This window comes from Alcaligenes sp. GW821-FHT11D07 (assembly GCF_058808495.1).
The window spans coordinates 161,912-179,637 of the sequence record NZ_JBXART010000002.1 but is presented as its reverse complement, the minus strand read 5'-3'; the positions used below and the strand labels follow the sequence as shown (position 1 = coordinate 179,637).

The 17,726-nt window shown below is 57.0% G+C and carries 18 protein-coding genes and 1 riboswitch; of the genes, 8 read left to right on the top strand and 10 right to left on the bottom strand.

What is annotated here, in order from left to right:
- Positions 1 to 54: 54 nt before the first annotated feature.
- The gene (locus tag AC1RSM_RS09430; protein ID WP_492931842.1) at positions 55 to 624 is read right to left on the bottom strand and encodes a class I SAM-dependent methyltransferase; all 570 of its coding nucleotides are present in this window, start codon (positions 622 to 624) and stop codon (positions 55 to 57) included.
- Between the two features lie 119 nt (positions 625 to 743).
- Between AC1RSM_RS09430 and AC1RSM_RS09425 the strand changes: the two genes are divergently transcribed.
- Both AC1RSM_RS09425 and AC1RSM_RS09420 read left to right on the top strand, forming a co-directional pair.
- The gene (locus AC1RSM_RS09425) at positions 744 to 965 is read left to right on the top strand and encodes a hypothetical protein (protein WP_492931840.1); all 222 of its coding nucleotides are present in this window, start codon (positions 744 to 746) and stop codon (positions 963 to 965) included.
- 4 nt (positions 966 to 969) lie between these two features.
- Entirely contained in the window at positions 970 to 2,184 is a 1,215-nt protein-coding gene (locus AC1RSM_RS09420; protein WP_492931838.1) for a class I SAM-dependent methyltransferase, read from the top strand.
- A gap of 126 nt (positions 2,185 to 2,310) precedes the next feature.
- Here AC1RSM_RS09420 and AC1RSM_RS09415 read toward each other — a convergent pair whose 3' ends face one another.
- Positions 2,311 to 3,414 (bottom strand): tRNA nucleotidyltransferase/poly(A) polymerase-related protein, encoded by a 1,104-nt coding sequence (locus AC1RSM_RS09415; protein WP_492932966.1) that lies wholly within the window; start codon positions 3,412 to 3,414, stop codon positions 2,311 to 2,313.
- Positions 3,415 to 3,464: 50 nt separating this feature from the next.
- Positions 3,465 to 5,594: a lytic transglycosylase domain-containing protein gene (locus AC1RSM_RS09410; RefSeq protein ID WP_492931836.1), complete on the bottom strand. Its 2,130-nt coding sequence runs from the start codon at positions 5,592 to 5,594 to the stop codon at positions 3,465 to 3,467.
- Here AC1RSM_RS09410 and AC1RSM_RS09405 point away from each other — a divergent pair.
- Positions 5,593 to 6,222: a 5-formyltetrahydrofolate cyclo-ligase gene (locus AC1RSM_RS09405; protein WP_492931834.1), complete on the top strand. Its 630-nt coding sequence runs from the start codon at positions 5,593 to 5,595 to the stop codon at positions 6,220 to 6,222. The two genes, AC1RSM_RS09410 and AC1RSM_RS09405, sit on opposite strands and share 2 nt — an antisense overlap.
- Positions 6,223 to 6,306: 84 nt before the next feature.
- On the opposite strand, the gene metF is transcribed toward AC1RSM_RS09405, so the two are convergent.
- From metF to metK, 4 genes are all read right to left on the bottom strand, one after another.
- Positions 6,307 to 7,146 (bottom strand): methylenetetrahydrofolate reductase [NAD(P)H], encoded by an 840-nt coding sequence (gene metF, locus AC1RSM_RS09400; RefSeq protein WP_492931832.1) that lies wholly within the window; start codon positions 7,144 to 7,146, stop codon positions 6,307 to 6,309.
- Positions 7,143 to 7,481 (bottom strand): phage holin family protein, encoded by a 339-nt coding sequence (locus AC1RSM_RS09395; protein ID WP_492931830.1) that lies wholly within the window; start codon positions 7,479 to 7,481, stop codon positions 7,143 to 7,145. The genes metF and AC1RSM_RS09395 overlap by 4 nt, the downstream gene beginning before the upstream one ends.
- Positions 7,482 to 7,523: 42 nt before the next feature.
- Positions 7,524 to 8,921 carry an adenosylhomocysteinase gene (ahcY, locus tag AC1RSM_RS09390; RefSeq protein WP_492931828.1) on the bottom strand — a complete coding sequence of 466 codons (1,398 nt, stop codon included), beginning with the start codon at positions 8,919 to 8,921 and terminating at the stop codon, positions 7,524 to 7,526.
- 72 nt (positions 8,922 to 8,993) lie between these two features.
- Positions 8,994 to 9,085: riboswitch (S-adenosyl-L-homocysteine riboswitch) on the bottom strand.
- Between the two features lie 207 nt (positions 9,086 to 9,292).
- The gene (metK, locus tag AC1RSM_RS09385) at positions 9,293 to 10,456 is read right to left on the bottom strand and encodes a methionine adenosyltransferase (protein ID WP_492931826.1); all 1,164 of its coding nucleotides are present in this window, start codon (positions 10,454 to 10,456) and stop codon (positions 9,293 to 9,295) included.
- Positions 10,457 to 10,693: 237 nt separating this feature from the next.
- On the opposite strand from metK, the gene AC1RSM_RS09380 reads away from it, so the two are divergent.
- Genes AC1RSM_RS09380 through xerC form a run of 5 tightly spaced genes read left to right on the top strand, consistent with a single transcriptional unit; the run spans position 10,694 to position 15,066 of the window.
- Positions 10,694 to 11,548 carry a lysophospholipid acyltransferase family protein gene (locus tag AC1RSM_RS09380; RefSeq protein WP_492931824.1) on the top strand — a complete coding sequence of 285 codons (855 nt, stop codon included), beginning with the start codon at positions 10,694 to 10,696 and terminating at the stop codon, positions 11,546 to 11,548.
- Positions 11,545 to 12,435 carry a lysophospholipid acyltransferase family protein gene (locus AC1RSM_RS09375; protein ID WP_492931822.1) on the top strand — a complete coding sequence of 297 codons (891 nt, stop codon included), beginning with the start codon at positions 11,545 to 11,547 and terminating at the stop codon, positions 12,433 to 12,435. The genes AC1RSM_RS09380 and AC1RSM_RS09375 overlap by 4 nt, the downstream gene beginning before the upstream one ends.
- A gap of 8 nt (positions 12,436 to 12,443) precedes the next feature.
- Positions 12,444 to 13,367, top strand: coding sequence for a diaminopimelate epimerase (gene dapF, locus AC1RSM_RS09370; RefSeq protein ID WP_492931820.1), 924 nt, complete (start codon positions 12,444 to 12,446; stop codon positions 13,365 to 13,367).
- Positions 13,368 to 13,369: 2 nt separating this feature from the next.
- Positions 13,370 to 14,044, top strand: coding sequence for a DUF484 family protein (locus AC1RSM_RS09365; RefSeq protein ID WP_492931818.1), 675 nt, complete (start codon positions 13,370 to 13,372; stop codon positions 14,042 to 14,044).
- Positions 14,032 to 15,066, top strand: coding sequence for a tyrosine recombinase XerC (xerC, locus tag AC1RSM_RS09360; RefSeq protein ID WP_492931816.1), 1,035 nt, complete (start codon positions 14,032 to 14,034; stop codon positions 15,064 to 15,066). Before AC1RSM_RS09365 ends, xerC begins: the two co-directional genes overlap by 13 nt.
- Before the next feature lies 1 nt (position 15,067).
- On the opposite strand, the gene AC1RSM_RS09355 is transcribed toward xerC, so the two are convergent.
- The 3 genes from AC1RSM_RS09355 to AC1RSM_RS09345 are packed head-to-tail and all read right to left on the bottom strand — an operon-like array spanning position 15,068 to position 17,723.
- Complete coding sequence (locus AC1RSM_RS09355) at positions 15,068 to 16,102, bottom strand: metal ABC transporter substrate-binding protein (protein ID WP_492931814.1); 1,035 nt, start codon at positions 16,100 to 16,102, stop codon at positions 15,068 to 15,070.
- Positions 16,102 to 17,001: a metal ABC transporter permease gene (locus tag AC1RSM_RS09350; protein WP_492932965.1), complete on the bottom strand. Its 900-nt coding sequence runs from the start codon at positions 16,999 to 17,001 to the stop codon at positions 16,102 to 16,104. Before AC1RSM_RS09350 ends, AC1RSM_RS09355 begins: the two co-directional genes overlap by 1 nt.
- Positions 17,001 to 17,723: a metal ABC transporter ATP-binding protein gene (locus tag AC1RSM_RS09345; protein WP_492931812.1), complete on the bottom strand. Its 723-nt coding sequence runs from the start codon at positions 17,721 to 17,723 to the stop codon at positions 17,001 to 17,003. Before AC1RSM_RS09345 ends, AC1RSM_RS09350 begins: the two co-directional genes overlap by 1 nt.
- Positions 17,724 to 17,726 lie beyond the last annotated feature (3 nt).

Genomic DNA, 17,726 nt, shown 5'->3' with positions numbered 1-17,726 from the left:
CAAAGCTGCCCGAGCCGGGGATTCAAGCCCGGCCCGAGTTCAAGCTAAGCAGGCTTATTCACAAATACTACCGCCACCATCCGACGGATTCAGACGGTAGTCGCTGAACGAGCCCCCATCACGCGGACGCACGGCCACAATGCGCTGAACAATATGGTCCGGATCTGCCCGGAAACCATGCTCATATGCGACGATATCCAGCTCTGCACACCAGCGCAGCAATTCACCGGGCTGCAGCAGAAAGTCTGGATTGCGCGGCGTGTTGTACTGTTCGTTGCCCACCCCAAAGGTTTCATAAATCAGCACCCCGCCCGGCTCCAGGCTTTCCAGCAAAGTCGGCATCAAAGGACGCCACAAATACTTGGTCACCACCAAGGCATTGAACTTGCGTCCAGCAAAAGGCCAAGGGCCGGTCTCGATATCGGCCTGGATAATTTCACCGTAAGACGCACTGGCAGCGACCGCTTCCGGGTCTCTATCCACACCAATCACGGTATTGCCGCGCTCTGCCAACCAGCGGGCATTGCGTCCTCGACCACAGGCCACATCCAGAACCGTTCCTGGATTGGGAATCAAGTGGGCCCATGCCTGTAACCAGGCGCTGGCCTGTCCCCTGTCGTTCATCCTTACCCCTCTTGCTAAGCAGACAAAACGCTCATGGTAACGCAGCGGCGGCCAAGCTCAAGTGGCCCGCTGGCCTGGGCTACAATTAGCCCCGGTTCCACGCTATTTCCCGAGGGTGTATGAAAGTCTTGCTGCAAAAACCCATCTTGCTCATGGCCGTTCTGTGCCTGCCTTTGTGGGTGATCTACGGCAATTTCATTCTGGCTGCTGTCACTGCCATCCTGGTCGGGATGCTGGTGGGCATGATTCGCACCCTGCACCAAGTGACTGAAGCCAAAAAAGCCGCTAGCCAGCGTGCCGCGCAGGCTTCTTCCGAGACCTCTAACGACAAGCCCAACTGACGCCATGAACGTATTGTCCGCCCCCTCCTTGCCGCACGGCCTGCCCCCCCTGTCAGAGGAACTGAAAAAACACGTCGCTCAGGTCAATAGCTATTTGCTGGACCGGATCGCTGATGAAGGTGGTTTCCTGGCGTTTGATCAGTGGATGCACCACGCACTTTATGCGCCGCATCTGGGCTATTACACCGGCGGCAGCACCAAGTTTGGCAGCAACCAGCCCACGGGTGACTTCACCACCGCGCCAGAGCTTTCGCCTCTGTTCGCACAGACCTTGAGCCGTCAGGTGATGGAAGTGCTGGAAGGCAGCCAATCCCTGTCGATTCTGGAGTTTGGTGCCGGCAGTGGTGCCCTGGCCGAGGCACTGATTACCGAGCTACGCAAACAAGGCGTAGAGCCCAAATACGCGATTCTGGAGGTATCCCCCGATCTGCGCGCACGCCAGCAAGAACGTCTGGCACCTTTGCAAGCTCAGATCGAATGGTTGGACAGCACACCCGCTGTGTTTAAGGGCTGCATCATTGCCAACGAGGTGTTGGATGCCATGCCCGCCAGCCTGTTTACTTTCGATGTAGAAGGCAAGGTGCTGGAAGTGGGCGTAATCCCCGCAGACGACAGCACAGCGCAAGGTCTGCCAGCCCCCTTCTATCTGGCCACCCGCCCGGCGCCCGAACATCTGGCTGCTTTAGTGGCCGAGCGCGTAGAGCCCCAGCCTTTTTACCTGTCCGAAATTAATCTGCAAGCTGAAGCCTGGGTGCGCAGCATGGGTACTTGGCTAAAACAGGGGGCGGCCATTCTGATCGACTACGGCTTTCCGCAACGCGAGTACTACCACCCGCAACGTGACAAAGGCACCTTGATGTGCCACTTCCGTCACTTTGCACACGCAGAGCCGCTGGTTCTGGCGGGCCTGCAGGACATTACAGCGCACGTAGACTTCACTGCTATGGCTGACGCCGCCCTGGAAGCCGGGTTGGACGTGCTGGGCTACACCAGCCAAGCACGCTTTCTGATGAACTGTGGGGTTACCAACTTCCTGGCCTCGCCCCCGGAAGATCCGGCTCCTGCCGTGCAGCAAGCATGGGCACAGACCATGACCGCCGCCAACAAACTCTTGTCCGAAGCCGAGATGGGCGAACTGTTCAAGGTACTGATCATTGGTCGCGATATTCCTGCGCCCCTGTTGGGCACGATGAACGGCGACCGTCGCGAGCGTTTGTAAGCCGGTTTGCTCCAGGCTTAGGCACTCACTTCAAGCCTGGAATGCGACCAGCCACAGCATGAAGCGAAAAAATAAGCGGCTTGCTAGCCGCTTATTTTTTCAAGCTGAAAGGTGAATGCAGCTGCACTACGCAGCCTGCTCCAAAGCTTTCAATCGCGCAGCACGAACCTCTGTCCGAATTTTGGCGGGTTCGCTTTTGAATTGCGCCGCTACAGCACCAGCATCCACCGCCGCCATGGTCTTGCGCAAAAACTCCCAATCCTGCACCGGAACCGCTTGTAAACACGCAGCTGCGCTTAGCAACTGGTGAAAACGATCCGGTTTGCGTAATGCATCCAGCTGTTCCATCACCGTCAAAGTTTGATCCAGATTAGAACGTGGTTGCACAAGAACGGGACTATCCAGCAAAACTGGCAGCAGACGGGCTTGGTCGCGCCATTCCGAGGGGGCACGCAATTGCTCGGCCACTTTGGCCGGGTCTTGCGAACGATGGCAGAGCACGGCAAAACAGCTAGCCATCTCCAAACCCTTGGTCTTGGCCTGCTGAACCTGCTCTCCAAGCTCATCGCTGTAGTTCAAGCCTGGCATGACGCGTTCCAGCGCACCCACTTCCCGCAGAACTTCAAACATGCGTGCAGGTTGGGCCGCTGCCAGACCCTTGGCCACTTCCAGGTAAACACGCTCGGCAACCAGCTCGTCAACTTCACCTTGTTCGACTAACTCCCGCGCCAACGTCCAGGTATCTTCTGCAACCTTGAATTCTGTAAAGCGGGCGGCAAAGCGGGCCAAGCGCAGCAAACGCACCGGGTCTTCGCTAAATGCCGACCCCACATGACGGAACTGACGGGCCTGTAAATCAGCAAAGCCATTCAAGGGGTCGTGCAAGTTTCCGGCTGAGTCCACCGCCATCGCGTTGATGGTCAGATCACGGCGGCGTAAGTCATCAGCCAGGCTGACATCCGTACCCGTATAAAAGGTAAAGCCTTTATAGCCACGCCCGGATTTACGCTCTGTGCGAGCCAGTGCGAACTCTTCTTTACTGCGGGGATTCAGAAAAACCGGAAAGTCACCGCCCACTGGAACAAAGCCACGAGCAGCTAAATCTTCGGGCTTGGCCCCTACCACGACCCAGTCCTTATCGCCTGCTGGCAAGCCCAGCAAAGCATCGCGCACGGCACCGCCTACGACATAGACTTGCAAACCTTCCAGCACAGGATCTGGCGGCCCCATCAGGGCCGCCAAGGCTGCTTGCTGGCGCGCATCAAGCATGGACTGGCTCATCAAGGCAGATTCGTAGAAGAAGCACCACTAGGTGCGATCGTACCCAAGCGGCCCTTCAAGGACTGCGGCTGTCCCGTGAACATCATGGAGTAGTAGGTCGCATTGGAGAGCACGTTCTTCACGTACAAACGCGTTTCCGTGAAAGGAATGGTCTCTGCAAAAATAGCCCCTTCCACCGCGCCGTTCAAACGCGAACGCCACTGAATCGGACGGCCAGGACCGGCGTTATAGCCAGCAGAAGCCAAGACCTGCGAACCACCTAACTGACCCAGGACCATATTCAGGTAGTTGGTGCCCAGGACGGTATTGACCTCGAACTCGTTGACACGAGCGGGCGAGAAGTCGTGCATGTCGATCTTCTTGGCAACCCACTTGGCAGTGGCAGGCATTAACTGCATCAAACCCGACGCCCCTACACCCGAACGAGCGTCAGTAATAAAACGCGATTCCTGACGAATCAAACCATAAACCCAAGCGGGGTCCAGGTTGATGGACTTAGCCTGCTCGGTCACACGGCCTTCAAACGGCGCGATAAAGCGCTGGCTGAAGTCGATCTCGTTCTTGGTCAACAAGGAGGTATTCACCACCCGGTCGTAAATATGCTGTTCGCGGGCGAACTCGGCTGCGGCACGCAGTTGCCTGTCGTTCATGCCACGCAGCGCAAAGTTCCACTCGGGCACCGCCTCCGGACGCCAACCCAGCTTGAACAACTCGACCGCACGCAGCAAACCCGCATTGGTGCGCGCATCCTGCATATCCAACGGTGTCAAGGGTTGCGGCTGGGGCGGCAAGGAGGGCGTCATGCCCAATTCTTCCATCGCCAGCTGGCCATAGAAATTCAGGTCGCCCACAATCGATTGAAACTTGGCACGAGCCTGATCTTTATGACCCAACGCCTCTTGTGCGCGTCCTGACCAGTACACCCAAACCGGCTCGGCTTTTTGCGCATCGTTCATCTTGTCGATGGCGGCTGCGACCTGTTTCCAGTCAATATTGGCTTGACGCAATTCGGCGCGAACCTGCCAGGCATTGTTGTAGTCCGTCATGGCGGTATGCCCGGAACGGCGATACCACTTGGCCGCATCGTCCTCTACCCGCAGCGCACTGACCAGACCAAACTGGCCCCACACCCAATTCAGGCTTTCCTGAGGAATTTTTCCTGCCCAGGTGCGATCGATATAGGCCGCCGCAGTGTCACGCTGGCCGCGTCCCAAACGCGATAGGGCCAGAGCCACCAGATCCGAGTTGACCGCGCTATTGTTCACGTTCCTGTCCAGCCACTTTTGCGGGGTGGCCATCAGGGCGGTGTAATCCTTCATCTGCGGTGCTGTGAAAATAATCGCGGCCAGGCGGCGAGCCTGAGCAGTACGGTTGTTTTCCAGCGCATCACGCATCAAGTCACGAACCTGATGTTTGCTGACCAATTTACGGGCATACAACTGATCCAATGCCGACCAGCAGGCTTGGCTAGGCGCAAAAGAAGCCAGCAGATCCGGCACATCCACAGCTTGTCCGGCCACGTTCTGGGCCGACGCCACCGCACACTTCACAGCGGAAGTGGGTGCATGCACCGGGGCCAGCTCACGGACCAGACCATAGTTACCAGTACGGGCAGCCGCCACAATCCAGTCGGACTTCAGGCGGTTTTCCAGATATTCATCTTGATTGGTAGCCAGGAACAAGCGCACTTGCTCATCGGGCACGGGCGTGGTGGCGTCTTGCAAGATACGACGCAAGCGCCAGTACTGCGCGTATGAGCCCAGCACAGGATCATCCGCCGCCACGGGGGCCAAAGCATCCAGAGCGCTCCAACGCTTGGCTTGCATGGCATCGCGAGCATCAATCAGGGCTTGGCGGGCAACGGGGGGGACAGGAGGGACGCGATCCCAACGACGTGCCGCTTCTTTAGCAGGCTGCGATAACACTGCCTGTTTAGTAGGGGCGGAGTCAGAGCTGCGAGTCTGTGCTTGCGGCGATTGTGCACCTGCACAGCCGACCAAACCCAGCACAAACACCATCAAGGCGCCCAAGGAAGGACGAGGGAGCCCGCGCGTCACGCCCCAAGCTGGTGTTTTCTGGTACTTTAGCTGATTGATACCCATAGTGACGGCCTTTAGAAAATCACCCATGATTCAGAACGTAGAGCATAACGCAGCCACGCTGCGCACGCGACTAAAAGACCTGCGAGCCGGGCAGCCCTCCATCGACACCAACCGGGGCGCTTTGCTGATCCGGGGCCGTCTGTTCACGTGGCTGGCCACTAACCGCAGCCGCCTGCGTGAGCAAGGCCGCGCCGAACCAAGCACCATTGCCGCTTTTTGGCCCATGGCCGAAGAACCGGATCTGCGCCCATTATTGGTGCAATGGGTCGAAGAGGAAGGCTTGAACGTCTGTCTGCCCGTCGTTACGGAGGCAGACAGCCCATTGAGCTTTGTGGAATGGACGCCCGACACCGAAATGGAGAAGGGACGTTACGGGATCGAAATCCCGAGCTCCACCAAGAAGATGCAACCGGACATTGTGTTGGTTCCTACCCTGGGCTACACCCGCCAAGGGGATCGTTTGGGCTATGGCAAGGGCTATTACGACCGTACCCTGGCGGCGCTTAAAGAACAGCAGCACGCCTTTACCAGCATCGGTATTGCATGGGCCGTGGGCGATCTGTCGGGCCAATCCTACCAGCCCGCCGCGCACGACCAACGCCTGGATAGCATCCTGACTGATAAAGGTTGGGCTGTACCAGCACCGGAGCTGTAAGCACACCGCCACAGCCACCGAATGCCACCATAAAAAAACCCGCCTAATACTTCAGGCGGGTTTTTTATTGAGCACTGCCAGCGTTTAGCGCCAAGTCAGATTTGGCAAGATAGCCATGCTCGCTTCGGCACCGTTCAGGGTGTACATGTGAATACCCGGTGCACCGCCATCGAGCAGGTCCTGGCACAGACGTGCCACCACATCGATACCGAAAGCACGAATCGATGCGCGATCATCCCCAAAGTCGGCCAGACGCAAGCGAATCCAGCGCGGCACTTCTGCACCGCACATGGTCGAAAAACGCAGCAACTGGGACGAGTTGGTAATGGGCATGATGCCCGGTGTGATCGGGATCGTGACCCCTTGAGCCTGGGCCCGTTCAACAAAGCTGAAGTAGGAGTCCGGGTTAAAGAAGTACTGAGTGATCGCACCGTGCGCACCCGCATTGACCTTGTTCACAAAGTGACCCAGGTCGTCCCCAAAGCCGGTGGCCTGGGGATGCATTTCGGGATAGGCGGCAACTTCGATGTGAAAGTGTTCCCCATAGTTCTGGCGAATAAAAGCCACCAGATCGCTGGCGTAACGCAATTCACCCGCATCGCCCCCCATACCCGAGGGCAGGTCACCGCGCAGGGCAACAATACGTCGAATGCCCTGGTCACGGTAGTTATCGAGCATCTCGCCAAGCTGAGCCGGTGCGGTACCAATGCACGACAAGTGCGGTGCCACATCAAAACCCAACTTTTGCAACAGCGCGACCGCATCGACCGTGCCAGCACGGGTGGAGCCACCCGCCCCAAATGTCATGCTGACATAGGCGGGATTCAGACCCATCAGGGACTTGGCAGTTCGCACCAGTTTTTCCTGCGCCGCGATATCTCGCGGCGGGAAAAACTCCAGGCTCAAGGTTTGTGTTGTGCTCATTTCATTAACAGGCTCGACAGCAGCCCGGAGACCAAGCTGTAAACAAGAGCACCAATCACGGCCCACCAAAAGCCATTGACCTGGAAGCCCTTAAGGATGGAGCCCGCAAGCCAGAACACCAGGGCATTGAGCACCAGCAGGAACAAACCCAAAGTCACAATGGTGATCGGCAAAGTCAGTATCACCAGCAAGGGCTTGACCAAGGTATTGAGCAAACCCAGTACTAGCGCAGCAATCAGCGCCGAGCCAAATGAAGCCACGGAAATACCGGGCAAGATATAGGCGACAACCAACAAAGCGACAGCATTCAGGATCCAGACAAGTATCAAAGTCATGATAGGGCTCCAAGAATAGGCGTCCGAAGACGCCGGTGCGGTTTAGTAGCGGTAGTGCTCAGCCTTGAACGGCCCTTGCACAGGTACGTTAATGTAATCCGCCTGCGCCTGAGACAAGGTAGACAAATTCACACCCAATTTCTTCAGGTGCAAACGTGCCACTTTTTCGTCCAGGTGCTTGGGCAGTACATATACTTTACCCGTTTCGTAGTTCTCACCACGAGTGAACAGTTCAATTTGTGCGATGGTTTGGTTTGTGAACGAGGCCGACATCACAAACGATGGGTGACCTGTAGCGCAGCCCAGGTTCACCAGACGGCCCTGAGCCAAGAGGATGATGCGCTTGCCATCGGGGAAAATGATGTGATCAACCTGAGGTTTGATCTCTTCCCACTCCAGGTCTTCAACAGAGGCCACGTCAATTTCATTGTCGAAGTGACCGATGTTGCACACGATGGCCTGATCTTTCATCTTTTCCATGTGCGAGCGATTGATCACATGGTAGTTACCGGTGGCAGTCACGAAGATGTCCGCCTTGTCGGCCGCTTCTTCCATGGTCACAACACGGTAGCCTTCCATCGATGCTTGCAAGGCGCAAATCGGATCGATTTCAGTCACCCAAACTTGGGCGCGCAAAGCCGCCAGAGCTTGAGCACAACCTTTACCCACGTCACCGAAACCGCAGACCACGGCAATCTTGCCCGCCACCATGACGTCGGTTGCGCGCTTGATGCCATCGACCAGGGACTCGCGGCAGCCATACAAGTTGTCGAACTTGGACTTGGTTACCGAGTCGTTCACGTTGATAGCGGGGAAGGCCAGTTCGCCTTTCTTGGCCATCTGGTACAGACGGTGCACGCCAGTGGTGGTCTCTTCAGTCACGCCCTTGATCTGGGCCAGACGGGTGGAGTACCAGGTCTTGTCATCTTGCAGACGGGCACGGATAGAGGCGTACATTACGCGCTCTTCTTCGCTGCCGGGTTTGTCCAGAACGGACAGGTCTTTTTCAGCGCGGGCACCCAGGTGCAGCAGCAAAGTTGCGTCGCCACCGTCGTCCAGAATCATATTGGCCTGCTCACCGGGCCAATCGAAAATGTCGTGGGCATACTTCCAGTACTCTTCCAGTGTTTCGCCCTTGACGGCAAACACGGGCACACCGGATGCAGCAATCGCCGCAGCAGCGTGGTCTTGAGTGGAGAAGATATTGCACGATGCCCAGCGCACTTCAGCGCCCAGGGCCGTCAGGGTTTCAATCAGAACCCCGGTTTGAATCGTCATGTGCAGACTGCCGGCGATACGCGCGCCCTTCAAAGGCTGGGAGGCGGCAAATTCTTCGCGGGTGGCCATCAGGCCAGGCATTTCAGTCTCGGCAATGGTCAGCTCGCGGCGGCCCCATTCAGCCAAGGAAATATCGGCAATTTTGTAATCGGTAAAAGTCACAGTCGGGCTCCGTTATACGGCACGCGGACTGCACGGAGAGCCATGTCACTCACCAGCAGCCCGCTATGCAGGTCGTGGTGAGCGTCGTTCTCCAAGGTGGAAACCACCTATCCACTTCTCGAGCCTGGCAAGAACAGTGTCTTGTCGCAACGCCCCTCGAGGGTGGCAATTCAATGTCAGTGATTGTACCCGTTTGGATTGTCTTGGGAAGACGATCACCTAGGTAAAAATCATAATTTCGCATCATGGGCAGGCAGCTATCTGCCGACCCCAGCGATGTGGGCCGCCCTGTTTCCAAGACCCCACAAACGCCATCAATCGCCGCTGCTGCACCACCCGAAAGCGGCGCAGCAGCCGTAAAGACCAGAAGCTTAGATGGCTTGACGCAACGTCTGGGCTTTGTCGGTGGCTTCCCAGCTGAACTCAGGTTCGCTGCGACCGAAGTGGCCGTAAGCTGCCGTCTTGGTGTAGATGGGGCGCTGCAGATCCAGCATGTCGATAATGCCGCGTGGGCGCAGATCGAAATGTTGGCGCACCAGCTTGGCGATTTCGGTATCCGAAATGACGCCCGTACCTTCGGTGTAAATCGTGATGTTGATGGGTTCAGCCACACCGATGGCGTAGCTCAACTGCACCTGACACTGACGCGCCAAGCCAGCGGCCACAATATTCTTGGCCACGTAGCGCGCTGCGTAAGCAGCAGAGCGGTCCACCTTGGAGGGATCTTTACCCGAGAAGGCACCGCCGCCGTGGGGGCATGCACCACCGTAGGTATCCACGATGATCTTGCGACCGGTCAGGCCGCAATCGCCTTGAGGACCACCAATCACGAACTTGCCGGTGGGATTCACCAGGAAGCGGGTTTTTTCTGTCAGCAGTTCCGAAGGGAAGCATGGACGGATGATGTGTTCGATCACCGCTTCGTGAATGTCCTTCTGGGACATTTCAGGAGCGTGCTGCGTGGACAGCACCACGGTATCTACTTCGGTAGGACGACCATCCACGTAGCGGAAGGTCACCTGGGATTTGGCGTCAGGGCGCAACCAGGCCAAGCGGCCATCTTTGCGCAGTTCGCTTTGGCGCTGCACCAGACGGTGGGCATACCAAATCGGAGCAGGCATCAGATCAGGGGTTTCGTCGCAGGCATAACCAAACATCAAACCCTGGTCGCCAGCGCCTTGGTTCAGCAGCTCTTCAGGGCTGCGATCCACGCCTTGGGCGATATCGGGAGACTGTTTGTCGTAGGCCACCAAAACGGCGCAGGACTTGTAATCGATACCATAGTCGCCATTGTCATAGCCAATGCGCTTGATGGTGTCACGAGCCACCTGGATATAGTCCACGTTGGCATGTGTGGTGATTTCACCGGCCAGCACAACCAAACCGGTATTGCACAAGGTCTCGGCGGCAACACGCGCCTGAGGATCTTGCTCGAAGATAGCGTCCAAAATAGCGTCAGAAATCTGATCGGCAACCTTGTCAGGATGACCCTCAGAGACGGATTCGGACGTAAAGAGAAAGTCGTTGTTTACCACAGCGTAGCTTCCTTGGGTAAGGGCTGAAAATCAGCACGAGGTTGAACAAACTGCGTTGCACCTCGAAGCCAGCGATGTGGATACGATAGACGGGGCGCGACGCTTTAGCGGTTTATGTTGGGCAGCTTGCTGCCCGATCGCTCCGCAAGTTGTCGTTTAACTCAGCGATACAATCCATTTTAAGCGAAAATACGTAATTATTTCAGCAAAACTTCACATTAAAGGATTCTCTGGCTCATGCTAGTGGCTCTCTTGCGTCTGATGGCTCGCCTGCCTTTACCGGTCCTGCATGGGCTGGGTAGAACCATAGGCCGATTGGTCTATGCCTTTCCAGGTCGCTATCGTCGCCGTTTGCAAAACCACTGTCGTCAGGCAGGTTACGACTCCCCCGCATTCTTCCGACAAGCAGCCGGAGAAGCCGGGGCCATGATTATGGAAACCCCGCGCGTCTGGCTGTACCCCGAGGCCTGCCTGGCCCGTTGCACCATCGACGATCTGGCCTTGATAGAAGCGACCCATGCCGAAGGGCGTGGTGTGCTGTACATGACCCCGCACCTGGGCTGTTTTGAAATGATCGCCCGTTATTACTCGGGTTTCGGTCCGCTCACCGTCATGTTCCGCCCCCCTCGCCAAGCGTTTTTAGAGTCCTTGATGGTAGTAGCGCGCGAATTACCCGCAGTGCATGCCGTACCAGCCAATATCCAAGGGGTGCGCGAATTTGTCCGTGCTTTTCGCAGAGGCGAATCGGTGGGCATGTTGCCCGATCAGGTCCCCAGCGGCGGCGATGGTGTGTGGGCCCCCTTCTTTGACCGTCCTGCCCTGACCATGACGCTGGCTGGAAAACTGGCCCGCCAGTCCAATGTGCCTATCATCGTGACGGCAACCGAGCGCCTGCCCAAAGGCCGTGGTTTTCACATTCACACCTTCCGTCTGCCTGAGCCTTTGCCCGAAGATCCCACGGAGCTGGCCACCCTGCTTAATGCATCCATGGAAATCTTGATTCGGCGCTTTCCCACCCAGTATCTGTGGGCCTATAACCGCTACAAGATTCCGCATGATGCACCTCCTTTGCCAAGCGACACCACACCATGAGCTTTAACTCCTACCCGCTGCTCAAATCCGTTTTCTCCTACTTTGGGCGCGTGTCGGTACGCACACGCCAGCGCTGGGGCGCGGTATTGGGCGGCTTGGTGCATAGACTGGCGTCCCGCCGTCGCCACATTGTGCGCACCAATCTGGACCTGTGCTTTCCCGACACCCCTGAAAGCACACGGCGCGAATGGGAGAAGCAGCATTTCCGCCTGCTGGCCCAATCCTATCTGGACCGGGGTCTGCTTTGGTTTGGCCTACCCAGCACCATCCTGAATACCTTGCATCTGACGGGCGAAGAACACATCACCCAGGCTCTGGAACAAGGACGGAAAGTCATGCTGCTCGTGCCTCACTTTCTAGGCATGGATGCAGCCGGTACGCGTTTATCCATGTCGATTTCCCCGCTGGTTGCTTTCTACACCCCTCAACGCGACCCACATGTGGATCGTCTAATGTATGAGGGCCGCAGCCGCTTTTCATCTGTGCCGCTGATTTCCCGCAAAGACGGCATTCGTGGCTTGATGCGCGCACTGCAAAAAGGCCAGCCTATTTACTATTTGCCGGACATGGACTTTGGCCGCAAGGGCTCGGCCTTTGTCCCATTTTTCAATGTCCCGGCCGCCACCTTGCTGTCCACCGCCCAGATCGCCCGCAATCAAGACGCCTTGGTCATCCCGGTTATTTCCCGATTGGATGCGCAGACTGGCCACTACCATATCCAGGTGCTGGAACCCATGCCTGACTTCCCCGGCGAGGATTCGCTGGAAGCGGCCACCGAGCGCATGAATGCCCTGATTGAAAAATATGTGCGCGAGGACCCGCCGCAGTATTATTGGGTACATCGACGCTTCAAAACCCGGCCCGAAGGTCAAGCCAGCATCTACTAGGCCCAAGCATGCACAGCTCCACCGCCCCCCAGCCCGCTTCCTCGCTTTGGCATTTCAGCAAAATGCACGGAGCAGGCAATGACTTTGTCATGCTGGATGGTGTGACACAGTCCATAGAAATGACGCCAGAACGGGCACGCGCCCTGGCTGACCGCAACTTTGGCATTGGCGCCGACCAGATTCTTCTGGTTGAGACGGCTACCGTCGCAGGGGCGGATTTCCGGTATCGAATCTTCAATTCGGATGGCGGGGAAGTAGAGCATTGCGGCAACGGTGCACGCTGCTTTGTGCGCTTCGTGCATGAACAAGGCCTATCTTCAGCCAACCCCCTGCATGCCCAGATACGCACGGGCATCATTACTCTGAATGATGATCCTGAACGCGGTGTCGAAGTGATGATGGGCAGCACGCGCTTTGCCCCGGCTGACGTCGGCTTTGACAGCAGCGGACTGTCACAGCAAAGCCAGGGGGACGACACGCTGTGGCTGCTCCCCGTGCCCGAGCTAAGCCAGCCAGTCGCTTTGTCGCTGGTGTCTATCTCCAACCCGCATGCGGTGCAAGTGGTGGAGGACGTCCAGCAGGCCCCGGTTTCCACCGTGGGCCCTTTCATCGAGTCGCACCCCCGTTTTGCGCACAAGGTGAATGCTGGATTTATGCAGGTGGTGGATGCACACCACATCAAACTGCGCGTGTATGAACGCGGCGCTGGCGAAACCCTGGCTTGCGGTACTGGCGCTTGCGCCGCTGTGGTAGCAGGCATACGCCGGGGATTGCTCCAAAGCCCGGTTGTCGTAGATACTCGTGGAGGCAGTCTGCGCATTGAATGGGATGGACACGCACTCGCGATGAGCGGCCCCGCCCAAACTGTCTTTACCGGACAAGTCGATATAGACGCGCTGTGTGCGTCCTTAGCCAGAAAGGAAACCTTCTAGACATGGATACCCCCAACAGCCTTAGCGCCGTGGAAGTGGCCCAGTTTTTGAAAGCCAACCCTGATTTCTTCGACGCCCACGCCGACGTTTTTGCCAAACTGATGGTGCCCCACCCTCACCAAAGCCGAGCCATTTCTTTGGGCGAGCGCCAGATCATGCTGCTTCGTGAACGCGGCAAGAAAACAGAACGCCAACTGGCCACACTGGTTGCCAACGCACGCGGCAATGAAAAAATTTCCCGCCAATTGCATCAATGGAACTGCCAGATGCTGGCTGAGTCGGACCCTGCCGCCTTGCCAGAACTGATCTGCAGAAGCCTGGAACGCATTTTTGAAATGCCCGTCGTCAAGTTGCAGTGCTGGAATCCGGACGAAGTGCTCGCAGACGATGCGCTGGTCAGTTGGGCGTACACATTGATCAATCCCTACTGCGGCACCCGCCGCGAACAAGACTTCCTGGCTGATCTGCAAGGGGAAGCGCTATCGGTGGCTATCGTGCCTTTGAAGTCCCCCGAAACCAATGCCTTGTTTGGCCTGCTGGTTCTGGGCTCACCCGAGGCTACGCGCTTTACAGCCGATATGGGTACAGATTTTCTGGAAGGCATTGGGGAGCTGTGCAGCGCGGCCTTGCAGCGTTTGCACAAGCCCAGCACGATCACCCAAGAATGTCCGGCCTGACTACGCAAGACCGCTCCCGTCAAGCGACCTCATCCCCCGAGCAGCCAGCCCCGGCCCTTGGCCAGGCCATGCAAAGCTGGCTGCATCAACTGGCTCACGAAAAGCGTTATTCCGAACACACGCTAAGTGCCTACCAACGGGATTTACGCCACTTGCTGGCTCAATACCCTGACACAGACCCCGACACCTTGAACCAAACTCAGCTGCGACAAGCCGCAGCCAGTTTGCACGCTCAAGGTATGGCTCCGCGCAGCTTGGCCCGTATTCTGGCCGCCTGGCGTGGCTACTATCAATGGCGAACGAAAGAACAGGGCTGGCCCCTGAACCCTGCGGCTAGCCTGCGTGCGCCTAAAATCGGCCGCCCGCTACCCAAAGCCTTGTCGGTGGATCAGACTCAACAATTGTTGGACCGGCCCAGCGTCCCCTTGCAGGACGATCCAGTTAGTTGGCGTAATCAGGCTATGTTTGAACTGTTCTATTCCAGTGGTTTGCGCTTGTCTGAACTGGTCAGCCTGGATACGTACTATCGCCAGGACTCGCATTATCAGTCCAAAAGCTGGCTGCTGCTGGACGATAAGGAACTGGTGGTCAGCGGTAAAGGCGGCAAGACACGCCGTCTGCCTATTGGCGAGAAAGCCTTGCAGGCACTGCAACAATGGCTGGAAAAACGAAGCCAGCTGGCGCCCTTAGCACCCACAGCAGACTCGAATGCTGCGCTGTTTCTGGGTGCTCGTGGCGCGCGTATTCATCCGCGTGTTGTCCAGCAAGAATTAAGCAATTATGCGCAAGCCAGTGGCCTGCCTGTGCATGTTCATCCACACAGCTTGCGTCACAGTTTTGCCAGTCACTTGCTGCAATCAGCACAGGATTTACGAGCCGTGCAAGAACTACTGGGTCATACCAATATTTCCACGACTCAAATCTATACCCGTCTGGATTTCCAGCATCTGGCCCAGGCTTACGATCAGGCCCATCCTAGAGCGCAGCGCAAGCACAATGCCAGTGACAAGCCGGATGAATAAATCAGGGCTGCAGGGCGTGAATCAGCTGATCCGTATTAGATCGCATCATCCCTAAATAGGTATCCACCCCTGAACCGGCCGCACCCAAGGCATCAGAATACAAAGTGCCGCCCACCTTGGCACCCGTCTCTCGCGCAACCTGTTCCACTAATTTGGCGCTGACCGTATTCTCTACAAAAATAGCCTTAATCTTTTCGCTGCGTGCCTGTTGAATGATCTGGGCAATATCGCGTGCGGATGGCTCAGCCTGACTGGAAACACCCACCAGAGGAATGAAGCGAATGTCGTAAGCCTTGCCCATATAGGAAAAGGCATCGTGCGAGGTAATCACCTTGCGGTTTTCCACCGGCACAGCCTGCAAACGCGTTTTGATGGAGTCATCCAGCTCTTGCAGACGCTGCGCATAATCCTTGGCGCGTCCTTGGTAATACTCGGCATTGGCCGGGTCAGCCTGCTCCAGTCCCTTGCTGATATTGCGAACATAGATTTGGGCCAGTCCCAGGCTCTGCCAGGCATGGGGGTCCTGGCTGCCATGTTCATGACTGTGCGCGTGAGCACCCTGAGCAGGTCCTTCCTGCGAGGCATGGGCATGCTGATGATCATGGGTTTGTTCATGGTCATGAGAATGCTCATGGTCGTGATCTTTATCGTCCGCATGGTCGGCATGGGCACCCTGCCCGCCTTCAAACGCCAGCGGAGTAATGCCGTCCGTTGCCACTACCTGCGGGCCCGTATAGCCTGCTGCTTGCTGCAAACGCGGCAGCCAGGTTTCAAATTGCAGCCCGTTAATCACCAATAGCTGAGCGTTGGCCAAGGTTTTCGCATCGCTAGGCCGGGGCTCAAAGGAGTGTGCATCACCATTGACGGGCACGATGGTGCTGGCCATGACCTTGTCGCCGCCTATCTCCTTGACCATATCGTTCAGGATTGAAAAGCTGCTGACCACTCGCAAGGGCTCGGCCTGGACGGACAGGCTTGCCGCCAGCAGTCCCAAAGCCAGTACCAAGCGGCCTGTTGGAATATCTCGCATTTTCATCAATCGTGCTCCAAGAGAGAGGCCATACGCCGACGCCGTGCACGCCATTGAGAAAAAGCACGCAGCAAACCGCCTTGGGGGCCAAAGGTGACAGAAAGAAAATAGAAAGCACCCGCGGCCAAGATAATCGCCGGCGAAGCAGGCACGTTGTAGTAATACGAGAACAGCAGACCCAAATACGCACTGACCATGCCCAGCACAGCCGCCACCAACATTTGCCGTCCTACGGAGTAAACCCAGAAACGGGCCGAGGCAGCCGGCAGCATCATGATCCCCACCACCATCAAGGTGCCCAGCACCTGAAAGCCAGCAACCAGCGTGATGACCAGCATGAACAAGAACAGCATGTGAACCACGGAGCCGCGCCCACCTTGGGTACGCAGAAAGATGGGGTCCATGCATTCGAGCACCAAAGGCCGAAACACCAAGGCCAGAATAATCAGCGTGACCGTGCTGCTGCTGGTGACCAACAATAAAGAAGCATCATCCAGACCCAAGACAGTGCCAAACAGCACGTGGATCAGGTCCATATTGGAGCCGCGCAGCGAAACCAGCAGCACACCCAGGCCCAAAGACACCAGATAGAACGCTGCAAAGCTGGCGTCTTCTCTTTGAGGCGTCAGGCGGGCAACCAGCCCCGCCAGCAAAGCCACGACTAAGCCTGTAATCATGCCGCCCAGTGCCATGGCACTCAAGGACAAGCCTGCCGTCAAAAAGCCAACCGCCACACCGGGCAAGATGGCATGCGCCATCGCATCGCCCATCAGGCTCATGCGGCGCAGCACCAGAAAAACGCCCAATGGCCCTGCCGCAGCAGCCAAGGCAAAGGAGCCTGCCAAGGCCCGTTTCATGAAACCGAATTCAATAAAGGGACCTAAGAGCACATCGATCAGCGCCATCATAGATAGTCCCCTGCACACAAATGGCGAGCCAGATGCAAATTCTCCGGGGTCAGCACCGTCGAGGTTTCTCCCCACCCCACCACTTGCCCGGCCAGCAGCACCGTTTGTGGAAAGCAACTGCGCACCATATCCAGATCATGCAATACGGCCATCACGGTCCGGCCTTGCTGATGCCAGCTCAGAATCAGGTTCATCAATTCTTCCGAGGTCGCCCGATCAACCGCCGCAAAGGGCTCGTCCAGCAAGAGAATCTGAGCGTCTTGCATAATCATGCGAGCAAATAAAGCGCGCTGTAATTGCCCGCCCGACAAGGTGCCGATCGAACGCCGGGCGAAATCAGCCAAGCCCACTTGCTCCAAAGCGTGACCAATACGCTCGTGTTCTGCTTTAGGAAAGCCGCCCCAGGCGCCCACGCGCTTCCAGGCACCCATGGCAACAAGGTCGTGCACGGTCACTGGAAAGCTTTTATCCAGATCTCCCATTTGCGGCAGCAAGGCCAGTTGATCCAGAAAGCCTTTATCCACCACAATCCGGCCCTTCAAGGGATTGATTTGCCCGGTCAGCCCTTTAAGCAAGGTGGATTTGCCCGCACCGTTCGGCCCGACAATCGCTGTCAGCGAAGCACGGTTAAAACAGCCGCTGATGTCCCGCAAGGCAATCTTGTCTTTCCAGCCCAAGGAGACATGATCCAGTTCAATCAAAGTCTGATTTACAGTCATGCG